This window comes from Rhodovulum strictum (assembly GCF_009649175.1).
Lineage (GTDB): Bacteria > Pseudomonadota > Alphaproteobacteria > Rhodobacterales > Rhodobacteraceae > Rhodovulum > Rhodovulum strictum.
Genome location: NZ_WJPO01000032.1, coordinates 1 through 21487 on the forward strand (window position 1 = coordinate 1; position 21487 = coordinate 21487).

General features: G+C 68.8%; 32 protein-coding genes and 1 pseudogene. 21 read left to right on the forward strand and 12 right to left on the reverse strand.

The window, feature by feature from the left end; genetic code table 11:
• Nucleotides 1-78: 78 nt before the first annotated feature.
• The 4 genes and pseudogenes from GH815_RS16040 to GH815_RS16055 all read left to right on the forward strand — a co-directional run.
• Nucleotides 79-264: pseudogene (locus GH815_RS16040) on the forward strand (DNA methylase); the annotation flags it as partial.
• A complete protein-coding gene (locus tag GH815_RS16045) occupies nucleotides 261-1637 on the forward strand; it encodes a site-specific DNA-methyltransferase (RefSeq protein ID WP_153749769.1) in 1377 nt (458 codons plus the stop codon). The pseudogene GH815_RS16040 and the gene GH815_RS16045, both read left to right, overlap by 4 nt.
• Complete coding sequence (locus GH815_RS16050; RefSeq protein WP_153749770.1) at nucleotides 1634-1843, forward strand: DUF7220 family protein; 210 nt, start codon at nucleotides 1634-1636, stop codon at nucleotides 1841-1843. Before GH815_RS16045 ends, GH815_RS16050 begins: the two co-directional genes overlap by 4 nt.
• A 227-nt stretch (nucleotides 1844-2070) precedes the next feature.
• Nucleotides 2071-2466, forward strand: coding sequence for an HNH endonuclease (locus GH815_RS16055; RefSeq protein ID WP_153749771.1), 396 nt, complete (start codon nucleotides 2071-2073; stop codon nucleotides 2464-2466).
• Here GH815_RS16055 and GH815_RS16060 read toward each other — a convergent pair whose 3' ends face one another.
• The 6 genes from GH815_RS16060 to GH815_RS16085 all read right to left on the reverse strand — a co-directional run bounded on the left by GH815_RS16060 (nucleotide 2467) and on the right by GH815_RS16085 (nucleotide 4465).
• Complete coding sequence (locus tag GH815_RS16060; protein ID WP_153749772.1) at nucleotides 2467-3024, reverse strand: DUF3489 domain-containing protein; 558 nt, start codon at nucleotides 3022-3024, stop codon at nucleotides 2467-2469.
• A 94-nt stretch (nucleotides 3025-3118) separates the two neighbouring features.
• Nucleotides 3119-3388: a hypothetical protein gene (locus GH815_RS16065; RefSeq protein WP_153749773.1), complete on the reverse strand. Its 270-nt coding sequence runs from the start codon at nucleotides 3386-3388 to the stop codon at nucleotides 3119-3121.
• 130 nt (nucleotides 3389-3518) lie between these two features.
• Complete coding sequence (locus GH815_RS16070; protein WP_153749774.1) at nucleotides 3519-3824, reverse strand: hypothetical protein; 306 nt, start codon at nucleotides 3822-3824, stop codon at nucleotides 3519-3521.
• 12 nt (nucleotides 3825-3836) lie between these two features.
• Entirely contained in the window at nucleotides 3837-4055 is a 219-nt protein-coding gene (locus tag GH815_RS16075) for a hypothetical protein (RefSeq protein ID WP_114965873.1), read from the reverse strand.
• Nucleotides 4056-4067: 12 nt separating this feature from the next.
• Nucleotides 4068-4277: a DUF6900 domain-containing protein gene (locus GH815_RS16080; RefSeq protein ID WP_153749775.1), complete on the reverse strand. Its 210-nt coding sequence runs from the start codon at nucleotides 4275-4277 to the stop codon at nucleotides 4068-4070.
• 2 nt (nucleotides 4278-4279) lie between these two features.
• Nucleotides 4280-4465, reverse strand: a complete 186-nt coding sequence (locus tag GH815_RS16085) for a hypothetical protein (RefSeq protein WP_246176490.1) — start codon at nucleotides 4463-4465, stop codon at nucleotides 4280-4282.
• A gap of 172 nt (nucleotides 4466-4637) precedes the next feature.
• Here GH815_RS16085 and GH815_RS16090 point away from each other — a divergent pair, with 172 nt between their 5' ends.
• Both GH815_RS16090 and GH815_RS16095 read left to right on the forward strand, forming a co-directional pair.
• On the forward strand, nucleotides 4638-5177 hold the full coding sequence (locus GH815_RS16090) for a hypothetical protein (RefSeq protein ID WP_153749777.1): 540 nt from the start codon (nucleotides 4638-4640) through the stop codon (nucleotides 5175-5177).
• Nucleotides 5125-7182: a phage terminase large subunit family protein gene (locus GH815_RS16095; protein WP_170290369.1), complete on the forward strand. Its 2058-nt coding sequence runs from the start codon at nucleotides 5125-5127 to the stop codon at nucleotides 7180-7182. The genes GH815_RS16090 and GH815_RS16095 overlap by 53 nt, the downstream gene beginning before the upstream one ends.
• On the opposite strand, the gene GH815_RS16100 is transcribed toward GH815_RS16095, so the two are convergent.
• Nucleotides 7183-7479, reverse strand: a complete 297-nt coding sequence (locus GH815_RS16100; RefSeq protein WP_153749778.1) for a CcdB family protein — start codon at nucleotides 7477-7479, stop codon at nucleotides 7183-7185. It abuts the gene before it with no gap.
• Nucleotides 7479-7724 carry a type II toxin-antitoxin system CcdA family antitoxin gene (locus tag GH815_RS16105; RefSeq protein WP_153749779.1) on the reverse strand — a complete coding sequence of 82 codons (246 nt, stop codon included), beginning with the start codon at nucleotides 7722-7724 and terminating at the stop codon, nucleotides 7479-7481. Before GH815_RS16105 ends, GH815_RS16100 begins: the two co-directional genes overlap by 1 nt.
• A gap of 60 nt (nucleotides 7725-7784) precedes the next feature.
• Here GH815_RS16105 and GH815_RS16110 point away from each other — a divergent pair, with 60 nt between their 5' ends.
• The 7 genes from GH815_RS16110 to GH815_RS16140 all read left to right on the forward strand — a co-directional run bounded on the left by GH815_RS16110 (nucleotide 7785) and on the right by GH815_RS16140 (nucleotide 13450).
• Nucleotides 7785-7994: a phage head-tail joining protein gene (locus GH815_RS16110; protein WP_153749780.1), complete on the forward strand. Its 210-nt coding sequence runs from the start codon at nucleotides 7785-7787 to the stop codon at nucleotides 7992-7994.
• Nucleotides 7994-9490, forward strand: a complete 1497-nt coding sequence (locus GH815_RS16115; protein WP_153749781.1) for a phage portal protein — start codon at nucleotides 7994-7996, stop codon at nucleotides 9488-9490. Before GH815_RS16110 ends, GH815_RS16115 begins: the two co-directional genes overlap by 1 nt.
• Nucleotides 9490-10923 (forward strand): S49 family peptidase, encoded by a 1434-nt coding sequence (locus tag GH815_RS16120; protein WP_153749782.1) that lies wholly within the window; start codon nucleotides 9490-9492, stop codon nucleotides 10921-10923. The genes GH815_RS16115 and GH815_RS16120 overlap by 1 nt, the downstream gene beginning before the upstream one ends.
• A gap of 108 nt (nucleotides 10924-11031) precedes the next feature.
• Nucleotides 11032-11412 carry a head decoration protein gene (locus tag GH815_RS16125; RefSeq protein ID WP_153749783.1) on the forward strand — a complete coding sequence of 127 codons (381 nt, stop codon included), beginning with the start codon at nucleotides 11032-11034 and terminating at the stop codon, nucleotides 11410-11412.
• 66 nt (nucleotides 11413-11478) lie between these two features.
• Nucleotides 11479-12501: a major capsid protein gene (locus GH815_RS16130; RefSeq protein WP_153749217.1), complete on the forward strand. Its 1023-nt coding sequence runs from the start codon at nucleotides 11479-11481 to the stop codon at nucleotides 12499-12501.
• 11 nt (nucleotides 12502-12512) lie between these two features.
• Nucleotides 12513-12824 carry a head-tail joining protein gene (locus GH815_RS16135; protein WP_153749784.1) on the forward strand — a complete coding sequence of 104 codons (312 nt, stop codon included), beginning with the start codon at nucleotides 12513-12515 and terminating at the stop codon, nucleotides 12822-12824.
• Nucleotides 12821-13450, forward strand: coding sequence for a DUF6441 family protein (locus tag GH815_RS16140; RefSeq protein WP_153749785.1), 630 nt, complete (start codon nucleotides 12821-12823; stop codon nucleotides 13448-13450). Before GH815_RS16135 ends, GH815_RS16140 begins: the two co-directional genes overlap by 4 nt.
• Here GH815_RS16140 and GH815_RS16145 read toward each other — a convergent pair.
• Together GH815_RS16145 and GH815_RS16150 are read right to left on the reverse strand one after the other, a co-directional pair.
• Nucleotides 13447-13971: a TetR/AcrR family transcriptional regulator gene (locus GH815_RS16145; protein ID WP_170290370.1), complete on the reverse strand. Its 525-nt coding sequence runs from the start codon at nucleotides 13969-13971 to the stop codon at nucleotides 13447-13449. The genes GH815_RS16140 and GH815_RS16145 overlap by 4 nt on opposite strands.
• A 35-nt stretch (nucleotides 13972-14006) precedes the next feature.
• Nucleotides 14007-14540, reverse strand: a complete 534-nt coding sequence (locus tag GH815_RS16150) for a dihydrofolate reductase family protein (protein ID WP_153749787.1) — start codon at nucleotides 14538-14540, stop codon at nucleotides 14007-14009.
• Between the two features lie 80 nt (nucleotides 14541-14620).
• Between GH815_RS16150 and GH815_RS16155 the strand changes: the two genes are divergently transcribed.
• From GH815_RS16155 to GH815_RS19440, 4 genes are all read left to right on the forward strand, one after another.
• Nucleotides 14621-15043 (forward strand): acyl-CoA transferase, encoded by a 423-nt coding sequence (locus tag GH815_RS16155; RefSeq protein ID WP_153749788.1) that lies wholly within the window; start codon nucleotides 14621-14623, stop codon nucleotides 15041-15043.
• Between the two features lie 27 nt (nucleotides 15044-15070).
• On the forward strand, nucleotides 15071-16015 hold the full coding sequence (locus tag GH815_RS16160) for a phage tail tube protein (protein ID WP_153749789.1): 945 nt from the start codon (nucleotides 15071-15073) through the stop codon (nucleotides 16013-16015).
• Nucleotides 16015-16452, forward strand: coding sequence for a hypothetical protein (locus tag GH815_RS16165; RefSeq protein WP_153749790.1), 438 nt, complete (start codon nucleotides 16015-16017; stop codon nucleotides 16450-16452). Before GH815_RS16160 ends, GH815_RS16165 begins: the two co-directional genes overlap by 1 nt.
• A gap of 83 nt (nucleotides 16453-16535) precedes the next feature.
• Nucleotides 16536-16679, forward strand: coding sequence for a DUF7697 family protein (locus GH815_RS19440; RefSeq protein ID WP_425542008.1), 144 nt, complete (start codon nucleotides 16536-16538; stop codon nucleotides 16677-16679).
• Nucleotides 16680-16682: 3 nt separating this feature from the next.
• Here GH815_RS19440 and GH815_RS16175 read toward each other — a convergent pair whose 3' ends face one another.
• Nucleotides 16683-17063: a type II toxin-antitoxin system VapC family toxin gene (locus tag GH815_RS16175; RefSeq protein ID WP_153749791.1), complete on the reverse strand. Its 381-nt coding sequence runs from the start codon at nucleotides 17061-17063 to the stop codon at nucleotides 16683-16685.
• Nucleotides 17063-17275 carry an AbrB/MazE/SpoVT family DNA-binding domain-containing protein gene (locus GH815_RS16180; protein ID WP_153749792.1) on the reverse strand — a complete coding sequence of 71 codons (213 nt, stop codon included), beginning with the start codon at nucleotides 17273-17275 and terminating at the stop codon, nucleotides 17063-17065. Before GH815_RS16180 ends, GH815_RS16175 begins: the two co-directional genes overlap by 1 nt.
• A gap of 68 nt (nucleotides 17276-17343) precedes the next feature.
• Between GH815_RS16180 and GH815_RS16185 the strand changes: the two genes are divergently transcribed.
• The 4 genes from GH815_RS16185 to GH815_RS16200 are packed head-to-tail and all read left to right on the forward strand — an operon-like array spanning nucleotide 17344 to nucleotide 21480.
• Complete coding sequence (locus GH815_RS16185) at nucleotides 17344-19518, forward strand: phage tail tape measure C-terminal domain-containing protein (RefSeq protein WP_153749793.1); 2175 nt, start codon at nucleotides 17344-17346, stop codon at nucleotides 19516-19518.
• Between the two features lie 11 nt (nucleotides 19519-19529).
• The gene (locus GH815_RS16190) at nucleotides 19530-20156 is read left to right on the forward strand and encodes a DUF2460 domain-containing protein (protein WP_153749794.1); all 627 of its coding nucleotides are present in this window, start codon (nucleotides 19530-19532) and stop codon (nucleotides 20154-20156) included.
• The gene (locus GH815_RS16195; RefSeq protein WP_153749795.1) at nucleotides 20153-21037 is read left to right on the forward strand and encodes a DUF2163 domain-containing protein; all 885 of its coding nucleotides are present in this window, start codon (nucleotides 20153-20155) and stop codon (nucleotides 21035-21037) included. Before GH815_RS16190 ends, GH815_RS16195 begins: the two co-directional genes overlap by 4 nt.
• A complete protein-coding gene (locus tag GH815_RS16200) occupies nucleotides 21034-21480 on the forward strand; it encodes an NlpC/P60 family protein (protein ID WP_343030921.1) in 447 nt (148 codons plus the stop codon). Before GH815_RS16195 ends, GH815_RS16200 begins: the two co-directional genes overlap by 4 nt.
• The last annotated feature ends 7 nt before the right edge of the window (nucleotides 21481-21487 follow it).

Here is a 21487-nt window from a genome sequence, read left to right on the forward strand (position 1 = left end):
TCGCCGCCTGAGAACACGAACCTTCACATGCCCGGAGCATGCCGCCAGAGAATTTCCACAGCATTCGCGACACGACCCATGGGATCCGGCACGACCCTGATCGCGGCCGAAACAACCGGCCGGGTCTGCCTCGGCGTGGAACTGAACCCGGCCTATGTCGATGTGGCCATCGAGCGATGGCAGGCCTTCACGGGTCAGGAGGCAGTGCTGGCGGAAACCAGCGAGACCTTCACCGCCCTGAGAGCCAGGCGGCTGGCTGCATGACGATGCATCTGCGCCCGAGCCAGATCGCGTTCTGGCCGCTGGATCGGCTGAAACCCTACGCCAGGAACGCGAAGATCCACGGTGCCGGCCAGGTGGCAAGGATCGCCGCCAGCATGGCCGAGTTCGGCTGGACCGTCCCCTGCCTCGTTGCCGCCGACGGCGAGCTAATCGCAGGCCACGGCCGCGTCCTGGCCGCCGCCCAGCTCGGGCTCGCCGAAGCGCCGGTCATCGTGCTGGACCATCTGACCGAGGCGCAGCGCCGCGCCTATCGCATCGCCGACAACAAGCTGACCGAAATGGGCGGATGGGACGAGGCACTTCTGTTCGAGGAACTGCGGGGCCTGATGGCGGAGGACTTCGACCTCGGGCTGATCGGCATCCCCGAGGAAGAACTGCACGCCCTGCTGCACGATGCCGACGATGACCGCGCGCCCATCGACGATGACACAGCCGACACCATCCCGGAGGCTCCGGCCGAGCCGATCACCCGGCCGGGTGACATCTGGGCGCTGGGGGATCACCGCCTGATCTGCGGCGATGCGACCGACCCGGCCGTGGTGGCGCGGCTGATGGACGGCGCGCAGGCCTCGCTGATGTTCACCTCCCCGCCCTATGCCCAGCAGCGCGACTATGGCGCCGCGAAGGAGAAGGTCGGTGACTGGGACGCGCTGATGCAGGGCGTCTTCGCCGCGGCTCCCGTCACCGCCGATGGCCAGCTGCTGGTAAACCTCGGCCTCGTCCATCGCGACAGCGAATGGACCCCCTATTGGGAGGGCTGGGTAGACTGGATGCGCGCGCAGGGCTGGCGGCGCTTCGGCTGGTATGTCTGGGACCAGGGGCCCGGCCTGCCGGGTGACTGGAACGGGCGGCTGGCGCCGTCGCACGAGTTCATCTTCCACTTCAACCGCCAGCCCCGCAAACCTAACAAGACAGTGGAGAGCAAGCACGCGGGCGAGACCCTCGGCGGCGGCGGGTTGCGCGGGGCCGACGGTACGGTCCATCGCAAGACCGGCTATGGCAACGCGATCCAGAGCCACCGCATCCCGGACTCCGTGTTCCGCATCATGCGCCACAAAGGGGGCTTGGGCGCGGCCGGATCGCACCCGGCCGTCTTCCCCGTGGCGCTGGTGGAGGCGGTGCTGGACACATTCACCGACCCCGGCGACCTGGTGTTCGAACCCTTCTGCGGTTCCGGCACCCAGCTGATCGCAGCGGAACGCACCGGGCGGCGCTGCTGTGCGGTGGAACTGGACCCGGTCTATTGCGACGTCGCCGTGCGGCGGTGGGAGGTGGCGACGGGGCGAGCAGCCCACCGGATCACTGAACAGGAGGAGGCCAGGAAACAGGCGCGCCGGTCGAGGAAGCGGGCATGACGCAGTCGCGCCGCATGTCGTTGGTCGAGGCCATCACCAATGTTGCCGTGGGCTACGCACTGGCGGTCGTCACGCAGATCATGGTGTTCCCATGGTTCGGCCTGCACCCGAGCCTCGGTGAAAACCTGGCGCTGGGCGGGCTCTTCACCGCCATATCCCTGATCAGGGGCTACGCGCTACGCAGGCTGTTCGAGCGATTTCGTTGACGGCGCGTTCGCGGTTCTCTACCTTTTCGTCAAACGATGGCCCCGACAAAGGCCTTGACGGAGCAAGAGTTCCCTCAGGTCGGCAGGACCATCCCTGACGACATCGTTGTACGGACTGCGGAACCACGAACCATCGGGTCTCGCGCGAGCAAGAGCTTCCCGCCGGGGAGCGCCCGCTTCGGGCGTCGCGCATTCGCTTCTCACGAAGTTGAATGGAGACCCCGTGGATGGGAAAGCTGTCGAATATTCGTCGAACCATGATGCTGGCGCAGGAGGGGCGGTGCTACTACTGCGACCTGCCGATGTGGGATCCGGAGCTGGGTCATGCCGTGCCGGAAATCTGCCGGGCACCCGCCATGCGGAGATATCTCCGCTGCACCGCAGAGCATCTGCACCCTCGATCCGAAGGCGGTGCCGACACGCCGGGCAACATCGTCGCGGCATGCTGGTACTGCAACACAAGGCGACATCACAGGAAGGCGCCACCCTCCCCGGACGTCCATCGCGCACGCGTTCAGGAAAGGATGGCAAAAGGGAAATGGCTGGCCGCGCAGTTGAAACAGATCAGCGCATCTGTCAGCCCGTGCGCGAAGCTCCAACGGGGCGTGCCGCTGCGGCCATGATCAGCGGAGAGAGTAGACGGTCCCCCTGCCCTCGACCTTCTCTGAAGTGACAGGAAGCCCCAGCTTCTTCTTCAGCGCGCCGGAAATGGCCCCTCTGGCAGTGTGAGCTTGCCACGACGTCGCCTCGACGATCTCGGCGATGGACGCCCCCTCGGGCCGCTGAAGGAGCGCGATGATCTGCGCCTGCTTGGTGCCTGCGCGGATGGCGACGGGCTTTGGCGCGTCGGTTGTCGGTGCGGGTTCCGCATCCGGCTGTGGCTTAGCCCTTCGTGCGGTAGCGACGGCGCTGGCCGCGACCGGCTCGATCCCGATGGCTTCCAGCCCGGCTTCGGTGGCGACCAGCGTGGTGCCATGTCCATCGCCGGTCTCGCGCCAGAGCGGCTCGCCACGGCGCAGGTCGGCATCGACCTCGTCCAGCCATCCACGCGTGATCATCGCGGTGACGGCCTTCTGCGCGGCGGCTCCGTGCAACCCCTCGGGCAGCGGCATGGCCAGATTGCCGGGGCGGGTCGCCGCGCGGCTGAGGATGAGGCTCTGGGTGTCGGTGAGTTTCGGCATGGGTCGTCTCCATGGTCAGGGCCGCGATCATCGCCGGCCTTCCACGACCCCAGGCCGCGCAGGCGCGCGGCAGGAGTTCCGGCAGCGCCGGAGATCAACGAGCGTGTTCGCCTTCGCCGAAGGCGCTGTCGGTGATGCGCTTCAGGAGGCTGGCGTAGTGCTCCAGCGTGCCGACCATGACCCAGCCGACCTCGTCGAGGTGGCAGTTGAAATGGTCGTCGCTGAGCGCCTGCAGGCGGGCGAGCATTTCGTCGATCTCGGCCTTCTTGCCGATGAAGGCATTCAGCGCGGCTTCGCGGTTGCGGCGCGCTTTCTCGGCGCGGAGTTCGTGGCGCGGGGTGGTGATCGGGTTGAGGCGGGTCATCGGCGTGGCTCCGTGGTGAGTTGCATCGTTTCCGTGAGACAACCATCGCTCCGGTGCGACGATTATCGTAGGCAAATCAGAGCGATAGAGTTTCTATCTGATCGCCACGCAGCGCGCCTGCGCGACGGGATCATGGCCGCAGCGCTTCGGGCTGCGCAGCCTCGGGATCCAGTTCGACCCACGCCCCATCCTGCCAGACGTAGAGATGGCACAGCTCGCGGGTCGGACGCGGCAGGATCGGGGGCTCGCGGGGCGGGTCGAAGCAGTCGAGTTCGTCGGACCGGACCTGCCGGATTTCCTTTGCGGCGAGGATGTCCTCGGGCGTCCACGGGGTCAACGCGGGCAGCATGTGCTCGGGATAGCCGTCGTAATGGCAGTACACATGGGCCCATTCCTCGGGCCCAAGCTGGATGGCGATCTGTGCGCGGGTGCTCATGGTCGTTCCCCTTCAGATCAGCTGCAGGCTGGCCAGCATCGTGCTGGCAGCGGCGAGCTGGGTGGTCGGTAGTTCGATCTTGATGTGCGAGATGACGTCCGAGGCCTCGGCCGTGATCCCCTCGTCGCGCAGTGCGGCCTCGATCATGCGGGCGGCGGCGTCGGGGCCCTTGAGGTTCAGCGGGTCCGGCAGCGCGGCATGGTCAATGCGGATGGTGGTGATGGCGGTCATGGTGGGATCCTTTCAGGGGTGGGTTTCGGCAGGGCCTGTGCGGCACCCGGCCTCGAAGGCCTCCTCGAGCGCGGCGCGGATGGCCCAGACGGCGACGTCGTGGAAATCCAGCCGGTCCCAGTTGCGGGTCTCCAGCGTCTCGAGATGGAACTGGCGCTGGGCGATCTCGAGCAGCTGGGCATCGCGCTGGGCGGTCGGGTCGGTGTTCTTGCGGTGCGCCATGGTCAATCCTCCCAGCGGTGTTCGGGGTGGGTGGTCCGCGCGCGGGCTTCCTCGCGCATCATCTCCTGGACCTTGGCCATCTCGACCATCCCGTCCGCCTGGCTCATCCGTCCGGACATGACCTCGTCCATCACCCAGTTCACCCGCTCCTGCGCGGGGCTGGTGTGGTCCCGCCACCCCTCGCTCATCGAGCTGTGCCCCATTCTTTCCTGTGCGCGCATGGCTCTCTCCGATCCTTGGCCGGGGGGTGCGATGCACCCGTTTCGTTGGGATCAGAGTCGCTCTATCCGGTAGTGTAATCAACTGAATAAGAAGAGCATTTACGTTTAATTCCAATATCTTGAGGATCACCGCAGCGCCATGGAAGGTATGTCCGAACGCGCCTATGCCGCCCATTCCGGCCTCTCGCGCGGGGCGGTGCAGAAGGCGCGCAAGAACGGTCGGCTGGTGCTCTTTGCAGATGGGTCGATCAACGCGGCGGCCTCGGATGCGCGCCGGGGTGCGATGACCGATCCGGACCAGCAGATGCGGTCGCGCAGTGGTGGCGAGGGGATGATCAGCGGGCCGGGAGAGACCGCGTCCTACATCAAGGCGCGCACGCTGCTGACAGTCTATTCCGCTCAGGACAAGCAGATCGCGGTCCAGAAGAAGAAGGGCGTGCTGGTCGACCGCGCGCGCGCCGAGACGCTGGTGTTCCGCCTCGCGCGCCAGGAGCGCGATACATGGGTCACATGGCCCACCCGCGTGGCAGCAACGATGGCCGCGCAATTGTCCGCAGAAATGGAGAAGGCCTCGGGGGTGCCCGTGACGATCGAGACTGCGATCCTGCAAAGGGTGCTGGAAACCCATGTCCGAGAGCAGCTCGACGCCCTCGCAGACCTCCGGGTCTCGCTTGCATGAAGGAGACGATGATCACGACCTGACCGACAGCGACCTGACCGAGGGGCTCGACCTCGGCTTTGACGGGGCCGAGGACGTCCTGCGCGCCTGGCGGCGGGGCATGCGCCCGGACGCAGATCTCACCGTGTCGGAATGGGCCGATGCGCATCGCTGGCTGTCTTCGCGCGCCTCGGCCGAGCCCGGGCGGTACCGCACCGCGCGCACGCCCTATCTGCGCGCCATCATGGATGCGCTGTCCCCGAGCCACCCGGCACAGCGGATCAGCTTCATGAAGGCCGCGCAGGTCGGGGCGACCGAGGCTGGAAATAACTGGATCGGCTTCGTGATCCATCACGCGCCGGGGCCGATGCTGGCCGTGCTGCCGACCGTCGAGATGGCCAAGCGCACCTCGCGGGGCCGGATCGACACGCTGATCGAGGACAGCCCGGCTCTGAAGGAACGAGTCAGCCCCGCTCGCTCGCGCGACGCCGGCAACTCGATGCTCTCAAAAGAGTTCCCCGGCGGCATCCTGGTGCTGACCGGGGCGAACTCGGCCACCGGCCTGCGGTCGATGCCCGCGCGCTATGTGTTTCTCGACGAGGTCGACGCCTATCCGGCGTCCGCCGACGAGGAGGGCGATCCGGTCACGCTGGCCGAGGCGCGCACCACCACCTTCGCGCATCGGCGCAAGGTGTTCATGGTCTCGACCCCGACCATCCGGGGCCTGAGCCGGATCGAGCGCGAGTTCGAAGCCTCTGACCAGCGGCGCTACTTCGTGCCCTGCCCGCATTGCGGCCACAGGCAATGGCTGCAGTTCGAGCGGCTGCGCTGGGCGAAGGGCCGACCGGAAACGGCGACATACCATTGCGAAGGGTGCGAGCGCTCCATTGCCGAGCACCACAAGACGGAGATGCTGGCGCGCGGCTATTGGCGCGCGACCGCCGTATCCGCCGACCCGACCGCCATCGGCTTCCACCTCTCGGCGCTCTATTCGCCGATCGGCTGGAAGAGCTGGGAGCAGATCGCGCGGGACTGGCTGGCCGCCCAAGGCTCGGACGATATGCTGCGCGCCGCGCGCAACACGCTGCTGGGCGAGACCTGGATCGAGAGCGGCGAGGCCCCGGAATGGCAGCGGCTGGCGGATCGACGCATCACCTTCCCGGAGCAGATCCCCGCAGGCGGGCTGTTCCTGACCGCTGGTGCCGATGTGCAGAAGGACCGGATCGAGGTCGATGTCTGGGCCTGGGGCCGGGGCTTGGAAAGCTGGCTCGTGGATCACATCGTGATCCCCGGCGGGCCGGACGATACGGCCTGCTGGGACAAGCTGACGGCCCTGCTCGGGCAGACATGGACCCATGAGAACGGCGCGGTCATGACACTGGCAAAGCTCGCCATCGACACCGGCTACGAGTCGGCGGCGGTCTATGCCTGGGCTCGCAAGCAGGGCATCGCGCAGGTCGCGCCGGTGAAGGGGCTCGAAGGGTTCAACCGGGTCACGCCGGTGTCGGGACCGACCTTCGTGGATGCGACCGTGAACGGGCGGAAGCTGAAGCGCGGGGCCCGGCTCTGGACCGTGGCCACGGCCACGTTCAAGGCGGAGACCTATCGCTACCTGCGCATCGAGCGGCCCAGTGACGAAGATCGCGCGCTGGGCGCGACGAACCCGGCAGGGACGATCCACCTGCCCGACTGGGCCGACAGCGAATGGCTCAAGCAGCTGGTGGCCGAGCAGCTGGTCACGATCCGCGACCGGCGCGGCTATGCCCGCCAGGAGTGGCAGAAGCTGCGCGAGCGCAACGAGGCGCTCGACGCCCGGGTCTATGCGCGCGCCGCGGCATGGATCCTCGGCGCCGACCGCTTCGACGAGCGGATGTGGCGACAGCTGGAGAAACAGGCGGGGGTGGAGACCGCCACCGGTGCCGCAGCCAAGAACGAACCCGAGATACCGAGCGCGCCCGAGGCCGGGCGCATCACCGCCCCCCGGCGACGTGGCTGGAAGATCAGCACGCCCCGATACATGGAGTGATCAGAAGCCCGAGAAGACCATGTCGAGGGCGCCCCGGATCTCGTAGTCGAACCGCGACAGGTCCGCGACGGGCGGCGCCTTGAGCAGGGCCGAAGGGATCGCGGCCATCTCGGCCGTGTGCAGGACATGCGCCGCGCCCTCGATCTCGAAGACCGGCTCAAGCCGCCCGATGGCCTTCGGCCCCGAGGCGGCGGGCACCAGCGGCGCGACCACCCGCGTGCCGGTCTCGATCAGATCGGTCTGGAGGTCGAGCACCATCCGGCCGCCAGGCACGCGATAGACGTGGAACTGCGCCATCAGCCGAGCTTCAGGACCTGGAGATCGGCCAGAGGGGTGCCGTTGGCCTCGATCCAGGCTCGACGCTCGGCGATCGCCTCGGCGTTCTCGCGCGCCCAGGCCTCGGCCTTCGCCGCACGCACGGCCTCGGCCAGCGCGGCATCGCTGATCGCGGAGACATTGAGTCCGAGCGCGCGCGCGGCGGCAAGGGTGGACGCTGTCAGCGAGACATTCGTGCGCTGCTTCGCGGTGCTGTTCTGCGGCATCGGGCCCTCCATCGACACAACCGTAATACACACACCTCGTGTGCTCATCAAGAGACACCCATGACCCTCGACGAGCTGAAGTCCCGACACAGCGCGCTGCTGGCCGCGCGCTACAGTGGCACGCGGTCGGTCAGCTATGACGGCAAGAGCCTCACCTATGGCTCGGACGCGGAACTGGCCGCCGCCATTGCCGATATCGAGCGCCGGATCGCGGCGCTGGAACGGACCAGCCGGCGCGTGTTGCGCCCCTTCGCCGTGAAGGACCTCTGATGAACTGGCGGCAGCGCCTCGGCGCCTTCATCGGCGGGTTCGATGCCGGCCAGCATCATCGCCGTCTGCGCGGCTTCCGGGCGACGCGCGCTCATGTCAACGCGCTCATCGCTGCCGCGGGGCCCGACATCACCGCCCGCGCGCGCTGGCTCGTGCGCAACAACGGCTATGCCGTGAACGCAGTCGAGAGCTGGGCCGCGAACACCGTGGGTGACGGGATCAAGCCGATCTCGAAGATCGGCAATGCCGCGCGCAAGGAAGAGCTGCAGCGCCTCTGGCTTGCCTGGACCGACGAGGCCGATGCCGAAGGGCTGACGGATTTCTACGGGTTGCAGCGCCGCGCGGCCCGCGAGGTGTTCATGGCGGGCGAGGTGTTCTTCCGGATCCGCATGCGCCGCGCGGGAGATGGGCTGACAGTGCCGCTGCAGCTGCAGATGCTGCCGGCCGAGATGCTGCCGCTGGAGCAGACCGGCACGGCCGCCAATGGCAACGCCATCCGGCAGGGCATCGAGTTCGACCGGATCGGGCGGCGCGTGGCCTATCACTTCCTGCGCCGCCACCCGGGCGACAGCACCGATCCGGGGCTCGCGGGTGAGGTCGTGCGCGTACCCGCGTCGGAGGTGATTCACGTGATCGACCCGGTGGAGGGCGGTCAGCTGCGCGGCGTGTCGAAACTGGCCCCGGCCATCGTGAAGCTGTTCCTGCTGGATCAGTATGACGATGCCGAGCTCGACCGGAAGAAGGTCGCAGCGATGTATGCGATGTTTGTGACCTCGCCTGCGCCGGAGAACCCGCTCGCGCCTGCCGAGGACGACGACGTGCCAGATGGGGTGGAAATCAGCCCCGGCCAGATCGTACGGCTCGATCCGGGCGAGGATGTCACGGTAGGTCAACCTGCCGACAGCGGCGCGACCTATGAGCCGTTCCAGTACCGCACGCTGCTGCAGATCTCGGCCGCGCTGGGCATCCCCTATCCCTATCTCGCCAATGACATGGTGAAGGGGAACTTCTCGAACTCGCGCCTGGCGCTGATCGAGTTCCGCCGCCGCGTCTCGGCCTGGCAGCACTCGGTAATGGTCTGGCAGCTGTGTCGGCCGGTCTATGCGCGCTGGATGGATGCGGCGGTGCTGTCGGGTACGCTCACCCTGCCCGGCTATGAGGCGAACCGCGCGCGGCTCCTGACTGCCGACTGGCTGCCCACGAAATGGGACTGGGTAGATCCGCTGAAGGACGCCAATGCCGAGATCGCCCAGATCGAAGCCGGGCTGAAATCCCGAACGCAGGCCATCGCCGAGCGCGGCTACGACGCCGAGCAGGTTGATCGCGAGATCGCAGCCGAACGCGCCCGTGAACGCGCGCTGGGCCTCGACTTCCGCCGCCCCGGCTCACCCGCGCAGGGCGTGCAAGCAGTGCCTGTCGGGAACAACGACGACGACCAACAGGACGACACCGATGACGCGGAGGATCGCCCGCGCCCAGACGAGGACCAGCCCTGATGCTCCATGCCCGCATTGCCGCGCGCGCCTTCAATACGCCGCTGCTGGTGGAACCCTCCAAGGCCATGGCCTTCCTGTCCGGCCTTGGTCCCCGCATCCTGGGGCGGCGGGTCGAACTGGCGGACGGCGCCGAGGCGCCGGATGGAGGGGCCACCCTGCCCGCTCGTGCCAGCTTGCTGGCTGGCGGCCTGTCAGACAGCTACCGCCAGCATGGCGATACGCCCTTCCCGGTCGTGGACGGCATCGCCGTGATCGAGATCGCAGGTGTGCTGATCCATCGCGGCGGCTGGATCGGCCAGTCCTCGGGCCAGACCAGCTACGAGGGGATCGCAGCCCAGATCGAGGCGGCGGCCAGCGATCCCGCCGTGCGCGGCCTGGTATTGGAAATCGACAGTTTTGGCGGCGAGGTTGCCGGAGTTTTTGACCTCGCAGATCGCATTCGTGCCATCCGAGGAGCCAAGCCGGTCTGGGCCTTTGTGGCCGAGCACGCCTTCTCGGCGGGCTATGCGCTGGCGAGCCAGGCCGACCGCATCCTCCTGCCGCGCACCGGCGCGCTGGGCAGCATCGGCGTCGTGGTGCTCCATGCCGACCTCAGCGCGCAGCTCGATCAGGACGGGGTGCGCGTCACGCTGATCCACTCGGGCAAGCACAAGGTCGATGGCAATCCGTATCAGCCCCTACCCGAGGGCGTGCGCGATGACATCCAGCGCGAGATCGACGTGCTGCGGTTCCTGTTCGCGGAGACCGTCGCCGCTGGTCGCGCCGGTCGACTGAGCCAGAACGCTGCGCTGGCGACCGAGGCCGCCACCTATCGCGGGGCAGACGCTGTCGTCGCGGGCCTCGCCGACGAGGTCACCGATCTGGCGCGCGGGTTTTCGGCGTTCCGGCAGATGCTGTCCCGCACACCGACCCTTTCACCCGCGCGCACGCGGCGCGCATCTCTTCCCCAACCCAGACAGGAGGCACTGATGGCCACCGAGAACAACTCCGACGACAGCCCGCAGGACACCGGGATCGGTGTGACGGATATCGACGATGCTGAACCTGATACCACAGATGATCCGCCTGCCGTTGCCGAGCCGTCCCCGGCAGCACCTGGGGTGCCCAGTGCCGCGGCATCTGCCCCCGCGCCGACCGCCCTGCAGGCTGGCAATCTGGCCGAGCTCTCGGCGCAGCTTCGCGAGGCGGCGGCGGAGATCGCAGAGATCGCGGCGCAGGCGGGCCGCCTCGGCATCGCCATCGACGCGGCGAAGGCGCTCCGCGAGGGCACCACCCCCGAGGCCCTGCGCCGCCTGGTGCTGGAACGCGCCAGTGCTGCCGCGGATGCCCGTGACATCGTTGCGGCCCCGCACTCGCCGGTCCTGCTGCTCGCCAAGGAAAGCCCCATCGTCGCCGCCGCGAAACGCGCCGCGGCATCAGGCCACCGGACCTGAAGCCCGACAGCCACCACCGCCGACCCCCTGCAACCGCCAGCCCCTCGCCCCCGCCGCATCCCGCGGCGGGGGTTTTGTCCCTTGCATCCCTGAGAAAGGCACCCCGCCATGACCGTCCTTCACCAGCCCGCCACGACGGGCGATGTCCTCAAGTACGAGGTCAACCCGAACTACACCCGCGAGACCGTCACCCTGCTCGAGGGCACGAACTATCCGGTCGGCGCGGTGCTCGGCCGGATCACCGCGAGCGGCAAGTACAAGCTCGCCACCTCGGGCGGCTCGGATGGCGCACAGACCGCAGCGGCCGTGCTGCTCTACGCCGTCGATGCCAGCGCCACGGACGCCATCGGCGTGGTGGTCGCGCGTGGCCCCGCCATCGTCTCGAAGGCAGCGCTGGTGTTCGACGCCACCGTCGATGACGCGCCCAAGACCGCCACCAAGCACGGCCAGCTTGCCGCGCTGGGAATCGTGCCCCGCGACACAGCCTGATCTGACGGATCGACCGTTTCCCCTATCGCGCTCTCGCGCGTTACCCCTCTCTCCCCGGAGTTTCCCATGACCATCACCCGCAACCCGTTCGACGCGGGCGGCTACTCGCTCGCCGAGATGACGCAGGCCATCAACATCCTGCCCAACCTCTACACTCGCCTCGGCCAGATCGGCCTCTTTCGCTTCGAAGGCGTGACCCAGCGCTCCATCGTCATCGAGCAGCGCGAGGGGGTACTGAGCCTCCTGCCCTCGGTGCCGCTGGGCGCGCCCGCCACCGTCGGCAACCGCGAGGCGCGCTCCATGCGCAGCTTTGCCCTGCCATGGATTCCGCATGACGATGTGATCCTGCCCGCCGATATCCAGGGGATGCCCGCGCTGGGCGTCTCGGATGCCGCCGATCCACTGGTCGAGGTGATGAACCGCAAGCTGACGCTGATGCGCCGCAAGCATGCCCAGACCCGCGAATACATGGAGATGAACGCGCTCCGTGGCATCGTGAAGGATGGCGCGGGCACGACCCTCTACAACTACTTCACCGAATTCGGCCTCGATCAGATCTCGGTCGACTTCGTCTTCGGCACCGCCGGCACCAACATCCAGGGCAAGGTCCGCACCACGCTGCGCGCAATCGAGGACAATCTTCTGGGCGAGACCATGACCACCGCCCATGCGCTGGTCAGCTCCGAATTCTTCGACAAGCTGATCAGCCACCCCAAGACCGAGGACGCCTACAAGTTCTTCTCGGCCACCGGCGGACAGCCGCTCCGCGAGGACATGCGCCGCGCCTTCCCCTTCGCCGGCATCCTCTTCGAGGAATACAACGGCTCGGTCACGCTCTCGAACGGCACGTCTGAACGGCTGATCCCGACCGGCGAGGGCATCGCCTTCCCGATGGGCACCTTCGACACCTTCACCACCTATGGCGGGCCCGCGAACCTGCTGGAGACCGCCAACACCGTGGGCCTGCCGCTCTACGCCCGCCAGATGATGGACGCCAAGGGTCGCTGGATCGACCTCATGACCGAGGCCTCGATCCTGCCGGTGAACAAGCGCCCGCGCCTCGCGATCCGCCTGCACAGCTCGAACTGACGGGCGCGCGCATGTCGGTCTTCACAGCGGCCATCGACAACCTGTTTGCCGATCCCAACATCGCCCGAGATGCCACCTGGATCGCGGACGGGGGCGCACCGAAACTCGTCCGCGCGGTCACCCGCCGCGCGGACGAGGTTACGGGCTTCGGTGACGCCCGCCTCTGGTCCGAAACCACCCGCATCGACCTGCGCGTGGCCGAGGTTCCGAACCCGCGCCCCGGCGACCGGATAGAGCTCGAGGGCGAGGCATTCCTCATTCAGGGCGAACCGGTACGTGACCGCGAGCGGCTGGTCTGGACCGTCGATCTGAGGCCGGCATGAGGTTGCAACTCGACATCACGCCGGACCTCGTCGCCATGATGGCCGCCGAAATCAGGGCAGGCGAGCGGGCCGTGAGCCAAGGGGTCAGCGAGGCCGGCAACAGCGTGAAATGCTCCTGGCGCGCGCAGATCACCGGCGCAGGGCTGGGTCAGCGCCTCGCCAACACCATCCGCTCGGAGCAGTTCCCGAAAGGCCGCCCCAGCCTCAGCGCGGCTACGGTGGTCTGGTCGAAGGCCCCGGTCATCATCGGTGCCCATGAGACCGGCCCTCTGATCCGGTCCCGCAACGGCTTCTGGCTGGCGATCCCCACGCCCGCCGCCGGGAAATCCTCGCGCGGAGGGCGGATCACCCCCGGCGAGTGGGAGCGCCGCTCGGGCCTGCGCCTGCGCTTCGTCTATCGGCGAACCGGGCCCAGCCTTCTGGTCGCCGAGGGGCGGCTGAATGCGCGCGGGCGGGCCGTGGCAAGCAGATCGAGGACCGGCCGAGGCGTGACGACCGTGCCGATCTTTCTGCTGGTGCCGCAGGTTCAGCTGCGCAAGCGGCTGGACCTCGCTCGCGATGCAGCGCGGGCGCAGGAGGCGCTGCCAGGCGCGATCGTCGCAAACTGGGTGGAGGCGCGGCTTTAGCGAAGGGGTTTCCCGATACCGGCAAACATCGAGCCGAGCAGTTGATCGGCATGCGAGGCATAGACGGCCAGGGCTTCCTCCCGGCCCGCACCACCCGCCGCAGACGCAAGCGCGAACCCGTGCAGGTGGTCCACCAGGATGTCCCTCCAGATCCCAGGCAGGCCACGTTCCAAAATGCAACGCGTCACGGCATCGGTCCATGCCCGGTGGGGCGCGGGCAGCGCGCCATGTCGCGCCACGATGGCGGAGGTGAGACCCGGATATTGCAGGACGCGCCCACAGTACCAGAGCAGGAGGTCCCGAAGATCATGATCCTCGCCGCAGTCATCCTGTGCGGAACCCTCCTTGAAGCAGCGTTCGGCCATCGCCTCCAGGAGCCCGTCCAGGTCGCCGATATGGGGATAGAGTGCCATCGGCGTGACGCCCAGAGCGGCAGCGAGGGCGCGCAAGGACAATCCACCCGGGGACCCTTCGACGAGATCCAGAGCCGTCGCGATGATCGCCTCGCGTGTGAGCGACACCGCCGATTTCGGGGGACGTCCACGCCGCGCCGCCATCAGCGGGGCACCTCATACCGCGACTGAACAAGGCCGGAGGGAAACGCCCGGGTCTCGATATGGCGGAGGGGAAGATCTCCGGACAAGGGCCCGAACAGGGGCAGGCCGGTCCCGATCAGCACCGGAATGCGCGAGATGACCATGTCGCTGATTGCACCGGCGTCGAGGAAGGCACGGATGGTGGCTCCCCCATCGACATAAATACGATCCCACCCCCTGCGCTGCCCCTCCGCAAGCGCGTCGGAAACCGACCGAACGATGGTGATCCTGTCAGCGAGATGGGAAGGAATGTCCGCAGGATCGAGCTTTCTGCTCAGGACGAGCAAGGGCTTGTCGTAGGGCCATGGCTCGAAGCCCAGGGCGATATCGAATGTCGCCCGGCCCATGACGATGCCGTCGATCCCGTCCATGAATTCCTGATATCCATGATCCTCGCCTGCCGTGTTCGCGGTGTCGAGCCAGTCGAGCCCCCCGTCGAGACGGGCGATGAACCCGTCGAGGCTGGTTGCACTGAAGACGTGTCCTGTGGGCATCCCGCGCGATTCTCCGATTAAATATATGCCGTATAATTATTGTTGATCCGTCCGGCAAGCACCCCCGATGAGAGCGAATGATGTCCACCCCCCGCGAGACCATCCTCACTACCCTGGCGGACCTGTTGCGCACGGTGCCGCATGTGCCGGTGCTGCGCGGCGAGGTGCTGCCCGAGCGCGTTCCCGCCGCAGGCCTGATGATCCTGCGCGATGGCGAGCCGGGCGAACCCGGCGTGACGCTGTCACCGCTGCGCTACCATTACCAGCACCGCGCCGAGATCGAGGCGGTCGTGCAGGGCGCTGACCGGGACACGACCTTCGCCGCGCTCTGCGCCAGTATCGGTGCCGTGATTGCGGGCGACCGCACTCTGGGCGGCCGCTGCGACTGGATCGAGGCGGAAGCGCCCCGCCCGGTGGACCTGCCTGTCGACGGCGCAGCCAGCCTGAAGGCGGCCGTGATCCCGGTGATCCTGCACTACAGCACGGCCGACGCGCTGGCCTGACCCCCAAACACCACAGGAGACGAGACGATGGCACGAGCCCACGGGGCGCGGGCGCAGATGGCGCTGGCGTTCGAGACGACCTATGGCACGCCGCCCGGCAGCGGCTACACCCGGATGCCCTTTGCCAGCACCACGCTGGGGGCGGAACAGCCGCTTCTGAACTCCGAGCTTCTCGGCTACGGCCGCGATCCGCTGGCGCCGATCAAGGATGCACTGACGGCGGATGGCGACGTGGTCGTGCCGATCGACGCGAACGGCTTCGGCTTCTGGCTGAAGGGGGCGTTCGGTGCGCCCACCACCACCGGCACCTCGCCCGGCCCATTCACGCATGAGTTCCGCTCGGGCGGCTGGCTGCTGCCCTCGATGGCGATCGAGGTCGCCATGCCCGAGGTGCCGCGCTTTGCCATGTACGCAGGCTGTGTCGTCGATCAGGTCTCGTTCCAGATGCAGCGCGCGGGCCTCCTGACCGCCACCGCCCGGCTGGTCGCGCAGGGCGAGGCGCTGGCCGCGACCACTGGCGCGGGATCCCCGGCCGCGCTCGACCTGCTGCGCTTCGGCCACTTCAACGGCACGGTCACGCGCAACGGCACGGCGCTCGGCAACCTTGTCACCGCCGAGGTGACCTATGCCAACAATCTCGACCGGATCGAGACCATCCGCGCCGACGGACGGATCGACGGCGCCGATCCCGGCATGGCCGCGCTCACGGGGCGGATGGAGGTGCGCTTCGCCGATCAGGTGCTGGCGAACCAGGCCATCGCCGGGGACCCCTGCGAGATCGAATTCGGCTGGACGCTGCCCTCGGGTGAGAGCCTGACCTTCACCATCCACGCCGTCTACCTGCCGCGCCCCCGCGTCGAGGTGCCGGGTCCGCAGGGCATCCAGGCCACCTTCGACTGGCAGGCGGCGGTCGATCCCGCGCTCGGGCGGATGTGCACGGTGACTCTGGTGAACGAACGGGAGACGTACTGATGCTGACTCTGGACCTGACGAACGCGCCGCGCTGGCTCGATCTGCTGCCCGGGGTGCGGCTGAAGCTGCGCCCGCTGACGACCGCGCTGATGGTCTCGGCCCGCGCAGATCCCGCGGTCGAGGCCTTGCCGGCCGAGGCCACGACCGAGGAACTGGCGCTCGCCATGGCCAAGGCGGTGGCCCGTCTGGCGATCCTCGAGTGGGAGGGCGTCGGCGACGCCGAGGGCAACCCGGTCGCTGTCAGCCCCGAGGGGATCGACGCGCTCCTCGAAATCTGGCCCGCCTTCGAGGCCTTCCAGGCGGCCTATGTGGCGAAGGGGCTGCTGCTGGAACAGGAAAAAAACGCCTCATCGCCCTCGCCGAGTGGTCCTACGGCGGGGGCGAAAGCTACTGCGCGGCCTGCCCGCAAGCCTGCCCGGACTGCCCGGCAAGACTGAACCGGCCGCTGACCTGGGAGGGCGGCCAGGTCTGGGACCTGGCGCAGCGCCTCGGCGGCCAGCTGCGCATCCTGCCCGGCGCGGTGATCGGGTGGGACATGGGCGCGGCGCTCGCGCTGGGCTGTGCGCTGGGTGTTCCGCCCCTCGCCATGGCCGAGTTCCTGCCGCCCATCGAGGCCGTGATGGTGCGCCGGATCAACGAGCAGATGGCGGCAGAGCGCGGCTGATGGTCAGGTGTCTACCTTCGGGATGAGCCGGACCCCCGGCAGACCGTCGAAATGTGCATCGCAGGTCAACAGCGTGGCGCCCTGCGCCCGCGCCGTGGCGAAGACGATGGCATCGGCGGTGGCGAGGCGATGCGCGCGGCAGGCCTCGGCCGCCGCGAGCGCGATCTCGGTGTCGAGCGGCACGACCCGGCAGACCTGCGTGAAGGCGATCACTTGATCGGCCTTGTCCTCGCCCACCTCGCGGGCGAGCCACTTGGCGAGTTCGAGCTGGACCATGGTGGGCACGACCCAGGCCTCCTGCTCGGGCAGATTTCCGGCGACCGCCTCGCCGGTGGGCGAGCCGATCAGCCATTCGATCCAGGCCGAGGTGTCGACGAGGACCATCAGGTCCGGTCCGACCGGTCGCGAAAGTCCTCGGGCCGCGCACCCTTCGCGAGCCCTTGAAGGCTCTCCTTCTTCGGCACCGGCACGAGCAGCACGCCGGTACCCTTCGGGATGAAGGCAAAGGTCAGCCCGGCCTCCCAGGCTTGCGCCGTCCGGATCGCCTTGGGGATCGAGATCTGGAACTTCGAGGACAGGGTCGCGGTCTCGGCCATTGTCATACGCCTTATTGGTCGATGCCAATAACGTAAGACACGCGAGCCACCAAGGCAAGGAGCATCCGATGACCGAGAAACGCGTATCCGTCCGCCTCGCGGCGGTGGGCGGACGGCAAGTGCGTGCCGAACTGGAGGGCGTCGGCGAGGCCGGGGCCCGTGGCTTCGGTCGACTGTCGCGCGAGATGGAGCTGGCCAATACCCGGCTTGCCGCCTTCGCGCGCCGGGCCCGGATCGCGGCGGCGGCTGCGGCCGGGGCGCTGGCGGCGGCAGCCACGGCGATGATCCGCTCGGGCCTGTCCGTCGTGGATGCGCAGGCCAAGCTCGCGGCCTCGCTCGATACGACGGTGGCGTCGATCCAAGTGCTGGAGCGCGCGGGCGATCTGGCGGGCGTGTCGATGGGTCAGGTCGAACAGGCGGCGATGCAGCTGACGCGACGGCTGAGCCAGGCCGCCGTCGGGGCCGGGCCCGCGACGGAAGCCCTGCGCCGCCTGCGGCTGTCGGCGGGGGAGTTGCAGGCCCTGCCGCTCGACCAGCGCATCGCGCTGATCCAGGATCGGCTGGCAGACCTCGTGCCCGAGGCGGAACGCGCGGCCATCGCCTCGCAGCTCTTCGGCGACCGGGCTGCGCTGGTCTTCACGCGGATCGATACGGCCACGCTGCGTCAGGCGACACAGGATGTGCGGGATTTCGGGGTGGTGGTCAGCGATCAGGACGCGCGCCAGATCGAACGGACCAATGACGCGATCTCGCGACTCGGCCTGATCTGGCGCGGGCTGTCGAACCAGCTGGCGGTCGCGGCGGCGCCTGCGCTGGAGGCGGTGGCCGACGCCATGGCAGCAGTCGCACGCACCACCGGGCCGCTCGGCATCGCGATCCGGACCCTGTTCGACAATCTCGGCCGTCTCGTCAGCATCGCGGGCACCTTTGCCGCCCTCATGGCCGGGCGCTGGGTCGCAGGCCTCGCGGCGGCTGCGCTCTCGGTGCGCGGACTGGCCACTGCGCTTGTGATCCTGCGTGGGGCACTGATCCGCACCGGCATCGGGGCGCTGATCGTCGGTGCGGGCGAGCTGGTCTATCAGTTCTCCCGCCTCGTCACCGGGGCGGGCGGCTTTGGGAACGCGCTGGAGCTGATGGGCAACGTGGCCCGCGCGGTCTGGGACGGCATCAAGACCACGATGGGCTCGCTGGTCGACGATTTCCGGGCCCTGCGCGCGGATATCGAGGGCATCTGGACCCGGCTCATGGCCTTCCTTGCCGGGAAGTGGGCCGACTTCCTCGGCATGATCGGCCCGACCTTCAACGCCGTGGCCGACAGGATTGGCGCGGATTTCCAGATCGACTGGTTCGGCGCGCAGTCCTGGGCCTCGATGCTCGACCATGCCGCCAGCAACGCAGGCACAATGGCCGAACGCTTCCGCGAGCGCGCGGCCGACACGCGCGCGGGGGCGTTCGACGGGGTCCGCGAGGCCGTCACCGCGCTGGTCGATGCCGTGCGCGGGTCTGGAGAGGAAACCGAAGGCGCGCTCGATGCGGCCGCAGCTGGCGCTCGGCGCGTGGCCGAGGCGCTCGACGAGGCGGAGACATCGGCGGGACGCGCGGGCGCTGCCGGGCGGCAGGCGGGAATCGACACCGCGACCGGCGCCGAGGAAGCCGTGACCGGATGGCAGGCGGTCACCGCCGCACTCGCCGACTATGCCGCCAAGGCGCGCGAGATCGGGGCCGATATCGGCGAGGCGCTCGTTGGCGCGTTCGGCGCGGCCGAGAACGCGGTTGCCGACTTCGTGCGCAAGGGCAAGCTCGACTTCCGCGATCTGGTGACCTCGATGATCGCCGATCTCGCCCGGCTCGCCGCGCGGCGCTTCATCCTCGGGCCGCTCGCAGGGCTTCTGTCAGGGGTGCTTGGCGGCGCCGGGGGCATGTTCGCCTCTGTCCTGCACGCTGGCGGCACGGTGGGCATGCCCGGCCCCGGCCGGATGGTCCCGGCGCTGGCCTTCGCGGGCGCGCCGAGGATGCATTCGGGCGGCTGGGTCGGCCTCAAGCCGGACGAGGTGCCTGCCATCCTCCAGCGCGGCGAGCGCGTGCTCTCGCGCCGCGAAGCCGCCGGGTACGGCGGGCGCGGCAGCGCACCCAGCGTCAACGTCACCATCATGGCCCGCGACGCGGAGAGCTTCCGCCAATCGCGCACGCAGGTCGCCGCCGACATCGCCCGGGCGGTGTCGATGGGCCGACGCGGTCTCTGAGGATCCCGAGCATGGCGTTTCACGAGGTCCGGTTTCCGGACGCGATCAGCCGTGGCGCGCGTGGCGGGCCGGAACGGCGCACGCAAGTGGTGGAACTGGCGAGCGGCGACGAGGAGCGCAACGCCAGCTGGGCGAACTCGCGCCGCCGCTACGACGTCGCCTACGGCATCCGCCGCGCCGACGATCTGGCCGCCGTCGTCGCCTTCTTCGAGGCGCGCAACGGGCGCCTCCACGGCTTCCGCTTCAAGGACTGGGCCGACCACAAATCTTGCCTGCCCTCGGGCACGCCCTCGCCGCTGGACCAGCCCCTCGGCACCGGCGACGGGGTGAGGACCGCCTTCCAGTTGGCAAAGCGCTATGCATCGGGCGGGCAGTCCTGGACGCGCGCCATCACCAAGCCCGTCGCGGGCACCGTCCGCGTGGCCCTCGGCGGGACCGAGCAGCTCTCGGGCTGGTCGGTCGATACCAGCACCGGCCTCGTCACCTTCGGCTCGGCCCCCGCGGCGGGCATCCCCGTCACCGCGGGCTTCGAGTTCGACACCCCCGTCCGTTTCGACACCGACACGCTCGACGTGACGCTCGACCTCGAGCGCCTCGGGTCCATCGCCTCCATCCCGCTTCTGGAGATCCGCAGATGAAGCAACTCGCCCCCGCCCTGCAGGCGCATCTCGATGACGGCACGACAACGCTGGGCTGGTGCTGGCGCATCACGCGGGCTGATGGTGTGGCCTTCGGCTTCACCGATCACGACCGGGTGCTCAACTTCGATGGGACGGACTTCGAGCCCGAGAGCGGCTTCACCGCCTCCGAGGTTCGGGCCGGATCGGACCTGTCGGTCGACGCGCAGGATGCCGAGGGGGTGCTGTCCTCCGACCGGATCACCGAGACCGACATCCTCGACGGGCGCTGGGACAATGCCGAGGTCGAGCTCTGGCGGGTGAACTGGGCCGATCCCGGCCAGCGCGTGCTGCTGCGCCGGGGCGCCATCGGCCAGGTCCGGCGCGGGCGCGTGGCCTTCGTGGCCGAGGTGCGCAGCCTCGCCCATGCGCTGGGCCAGACGGTCGGACGGACCTTCCAGGCGGGCTGCGACGCCGCGCTGGGCGATGGCCGCTGCGGCGTGAACCTCGAGGCGGCGGCGTTTCGCGGCACGGGCACGGTCACCGACATCCTGCGCGACCGGGCCTTCACGGCCTCAGGCCTGTTCGCCTTCGCGGCGGGATGGTTCGCGCATGGGACGGTTGAGTGGACCTCGGGCGCGAACGCCGGGCGCCGGGCGGAGGTATTGTCGCACGACGTGGTCGACGGGCTCGCGATCCTGACGCTGCTCGAGGCTCCGGTGCGCCCTGTCGCCGAGGGCGACAGCTTCCTCTCGCGGGCGGGCTGCGACAAGCGCGTCGCCACCTGCGGCGCGAAGTTCGGGAATGTCGCGAACTTCCGGGGTTTCCCGCATATCCCCGGCCAGGACACCATCCTGCGCTACGCCTCGCGCGACGGCGGGCATGACGGAGCGGTGCTGTGACAGCGCCACGCGCTGCCGCCGATCCGGCGTTTGTCATCACCATCGCCCGCGCCTGGCTGGGCACGCCCTACCACGACCAGGCGAGCGTCAAGGGTGTGGGCTGCGACTGCCTCGGCCTCGCCCGTGGCGTCTGGCGCGAGGTGGTCGGCCCCGAGCCCTATCCGATCCCGCCCTACAGCCGGGACTGGGGCGAGACCGGGCCGCGCGAAGTGCTTGCCGAGGGCGCGCGGGGCATGATGATCGAGGTGCCGCCCGCAGAGGCCGGGCCCGGCGCGCTGATCCTCTTCCGCATGATGCCCCGCGCCATCGCCAAGCATGTCGGGATCCTCACCCGACCCCACTGCTTCATCCACGCCTATGAGCGGCTTGGCGTGATCGAAGAACCGCTCACCCCGTCCTGGCGGCGGCGCATCGCCTTCGCCTTCCTGTTCCCGCAACGTTGAGACCCAC

Bases quoted from the DNA above. Each gene is read 5' to 3' on its own strand.
- GH815_RS16045 (WP_153749769.1), top strand. From the start codon at position 261: ATGACGATGCATCTGCGCCCGAGCCAGATCGCGTTCTGGCCGCTGGAT.
- GH815_RS16050 (WP_153749770.1), top strand. From the start codon at position 1,634: ATGACGCAGTCGCGCCGCATGTCGTTGGTCGAGGCCATCACCAATGTT.
- GH815_RS16055 (WP_153749771.1), top strand. From the start codon at position 2,071: ATGGGAAAGCTGTCGAATATTCGTCGAACCATGATGCTGGCGCAGGAG.
- GH815_RS16060 (WP_153749772.1), bottom strand. From the start codon at position 3,024: ATGCCGAAACTCACCGACACCCAGAGCCTCATCCTCAGCCGCGCGGCG.
- GH815_RS16065 (WP_153749773.1), bottom strand. From the start codon at position 3,388: ATGACCCGCCTCAACCCGATCACCACCCCGCGCCACGAACTCCGCGCC.
- GH815_RS16070 (WP_153749774.1), bottom strand. From the start codon at position 3,824: ATGAGCACCCGCGCACAGATCGCCATCCAGCTTGGGCCCGAGGAATGG.
- GH815_RS16075 (WP_114965873.1), bottom strand. From the start codon at position 4,055: ATGACCGCCATCACCACCATCCGCATTGACCATGCCGCGCTGCCGGAC.
- GH815_RS16080 (WP_153749775.1), bottom strand. From the start codon at position 4,277: ATGGCGCACCGCAAGAACACCGACCCGACCGCCCAGCGCGATGCCCAG.
- GH815_RS16085 (WP_246176490.1), bottom strand. From the start codon at position 4,465: ATGAGCGAGGGGTGGCGGGACCACACCAGCCCCGCGCAGGAGCGGGTG.
- GH815_RS16090 (WP_153749777.1), top strand. From the start codon at position 4,638: ATGGAAGGTATGTCCGAACGCGCCTATGCCGCCCATTCCGGCCTCTCG.
- GH815_RS16095 (WP_170290369.1), top strand. From the start codon at position 5,125: ATGTCCGAGAGCAGCTCGACGCCCTCGCAGACCTCCGGGTCTCGCTTG.
- GH815_RS16100 (WP_153749778.1), bottom strand. From the start codon at position 7,479: ATGGCGCAGTTCCACGTCTATCGCGTGCCTGGCGGCCGGATGGTGCTC.
- GH815_RS16105 (WP_153749779.1), bottom strand. From the start codon at position 7,724: ATGCCGCAGAACAGCACCGCGAAGCAGCGCACGAATGTCTCGCTGACA.
- GH815_RS16110 (WP_153749780.1), top strand. From the start codon at position 7,785: ATGACCCTCGACGAGCTGAAGTCCCGACACAGCGCGCTGCTGGCCGCG.
- GH815_RS16115 (WP_153749781.1), top strand. From the start codon at position 7,994: ATGAACTGGCGGCAGCGCCTCGGCGCCTTCATCGGCGGGTTCGATGCC.
- GH815_RS16120 (WP_153749782.1), top strand. From the start codon at position 9,490: ATGCTCCATGCCCGCATTGCCGCGCGCGCCTTCAATACGCCGCTGCTG.
- GH815_RS16125 (WP_153749783.1), top strand. From the start codon at position 11,032: ATGACCGTCCTTCACCAGCCCGCCACGACGGGCGATGTCCTCAAGTAC.
- GH815_RS16130 (WP_153749217.1), top strand. From the start codon at position 11,479: ATGACCATCACCCGCAACCCGTTCGACGCGGGCGGCTACTCGCTCGCC.
- GH815_RS16135 (WP_153749784.1), top strand. From the start codon at position 12,513: ATGTCGGTCTTCACAGCGGCCATCGACAACCTGTTTGCCGATCCCAAC.
- GH815_RS16140 (WP_153749785.1), top strand. From the start codon at position 12,821: ATGAGGTTGCAACTCGACATCACGCCGGACCTCGTCGCCATGATGGCC.
- GH815_RS16150 (WP_153749787.1), bottom strand. From the start codon at position 14,540: ATGCCCACAGGACACGTCTTCAGTGCAACCAGCCTCGACGGGTTCATC.
- GH815_RS16155 (WP_153749788.1), top strand. From the start codon at position 14,621: ATGTCCACCCCCCGCGAGACCATCCTCACTACCCTGGCGGACCTGTTG.
- GH815_RS16160 (WP_153749789.1), top strand. From the start codon at position 15,071: ATGGCACGAGCCCACGGGGCGCGGGCGCAGATGGCGCTGGCGTTCGAG.
- GH815_RS16165 (WP_153749790.1), top strand. From the start codon at position 16,015: ATGCTGACTCTGGACCTGACGAACGCGCCGCGCTGGCTCGATCTGCTG.
- GH815_RS16175 (WP_153749791.1), bottom strand. From the start codon at position 17,063: ATGGTCCTCGTCGACACCTCGGCCTGGATCGAATGGCTGATCGGCTCG.
- GH815_RS16180 (WP_153749792.1), bottom strand. From the start codon at position 17,275: ATGGCCGAGACCGCGACCCTGTCCTCGAAGTTCCAGATCTCGATCCCC.
- GH815_RS16185 (WP_153749793.1), top strand. From the start codon at position 17,344: ATGACCGAGAAACGCGTATCCGTCCGCCTCGCGGCGGTGGGCGGACGG.
- GH815_RS16190 (WP_153749794.1), top strand. From the start codon at position 19,530: ATGGCGTTTCACGAGGTCCGGTTTCCGGACGCGATCAGCCGTGGCGCG.
- GH815_RS16195 (WP_153749795.1), top strand. From the start codon at position 20,153: ATGAAGCAACTCGCCCCCGCCCTGCAGGCGCATCTCGATGACGGCACG.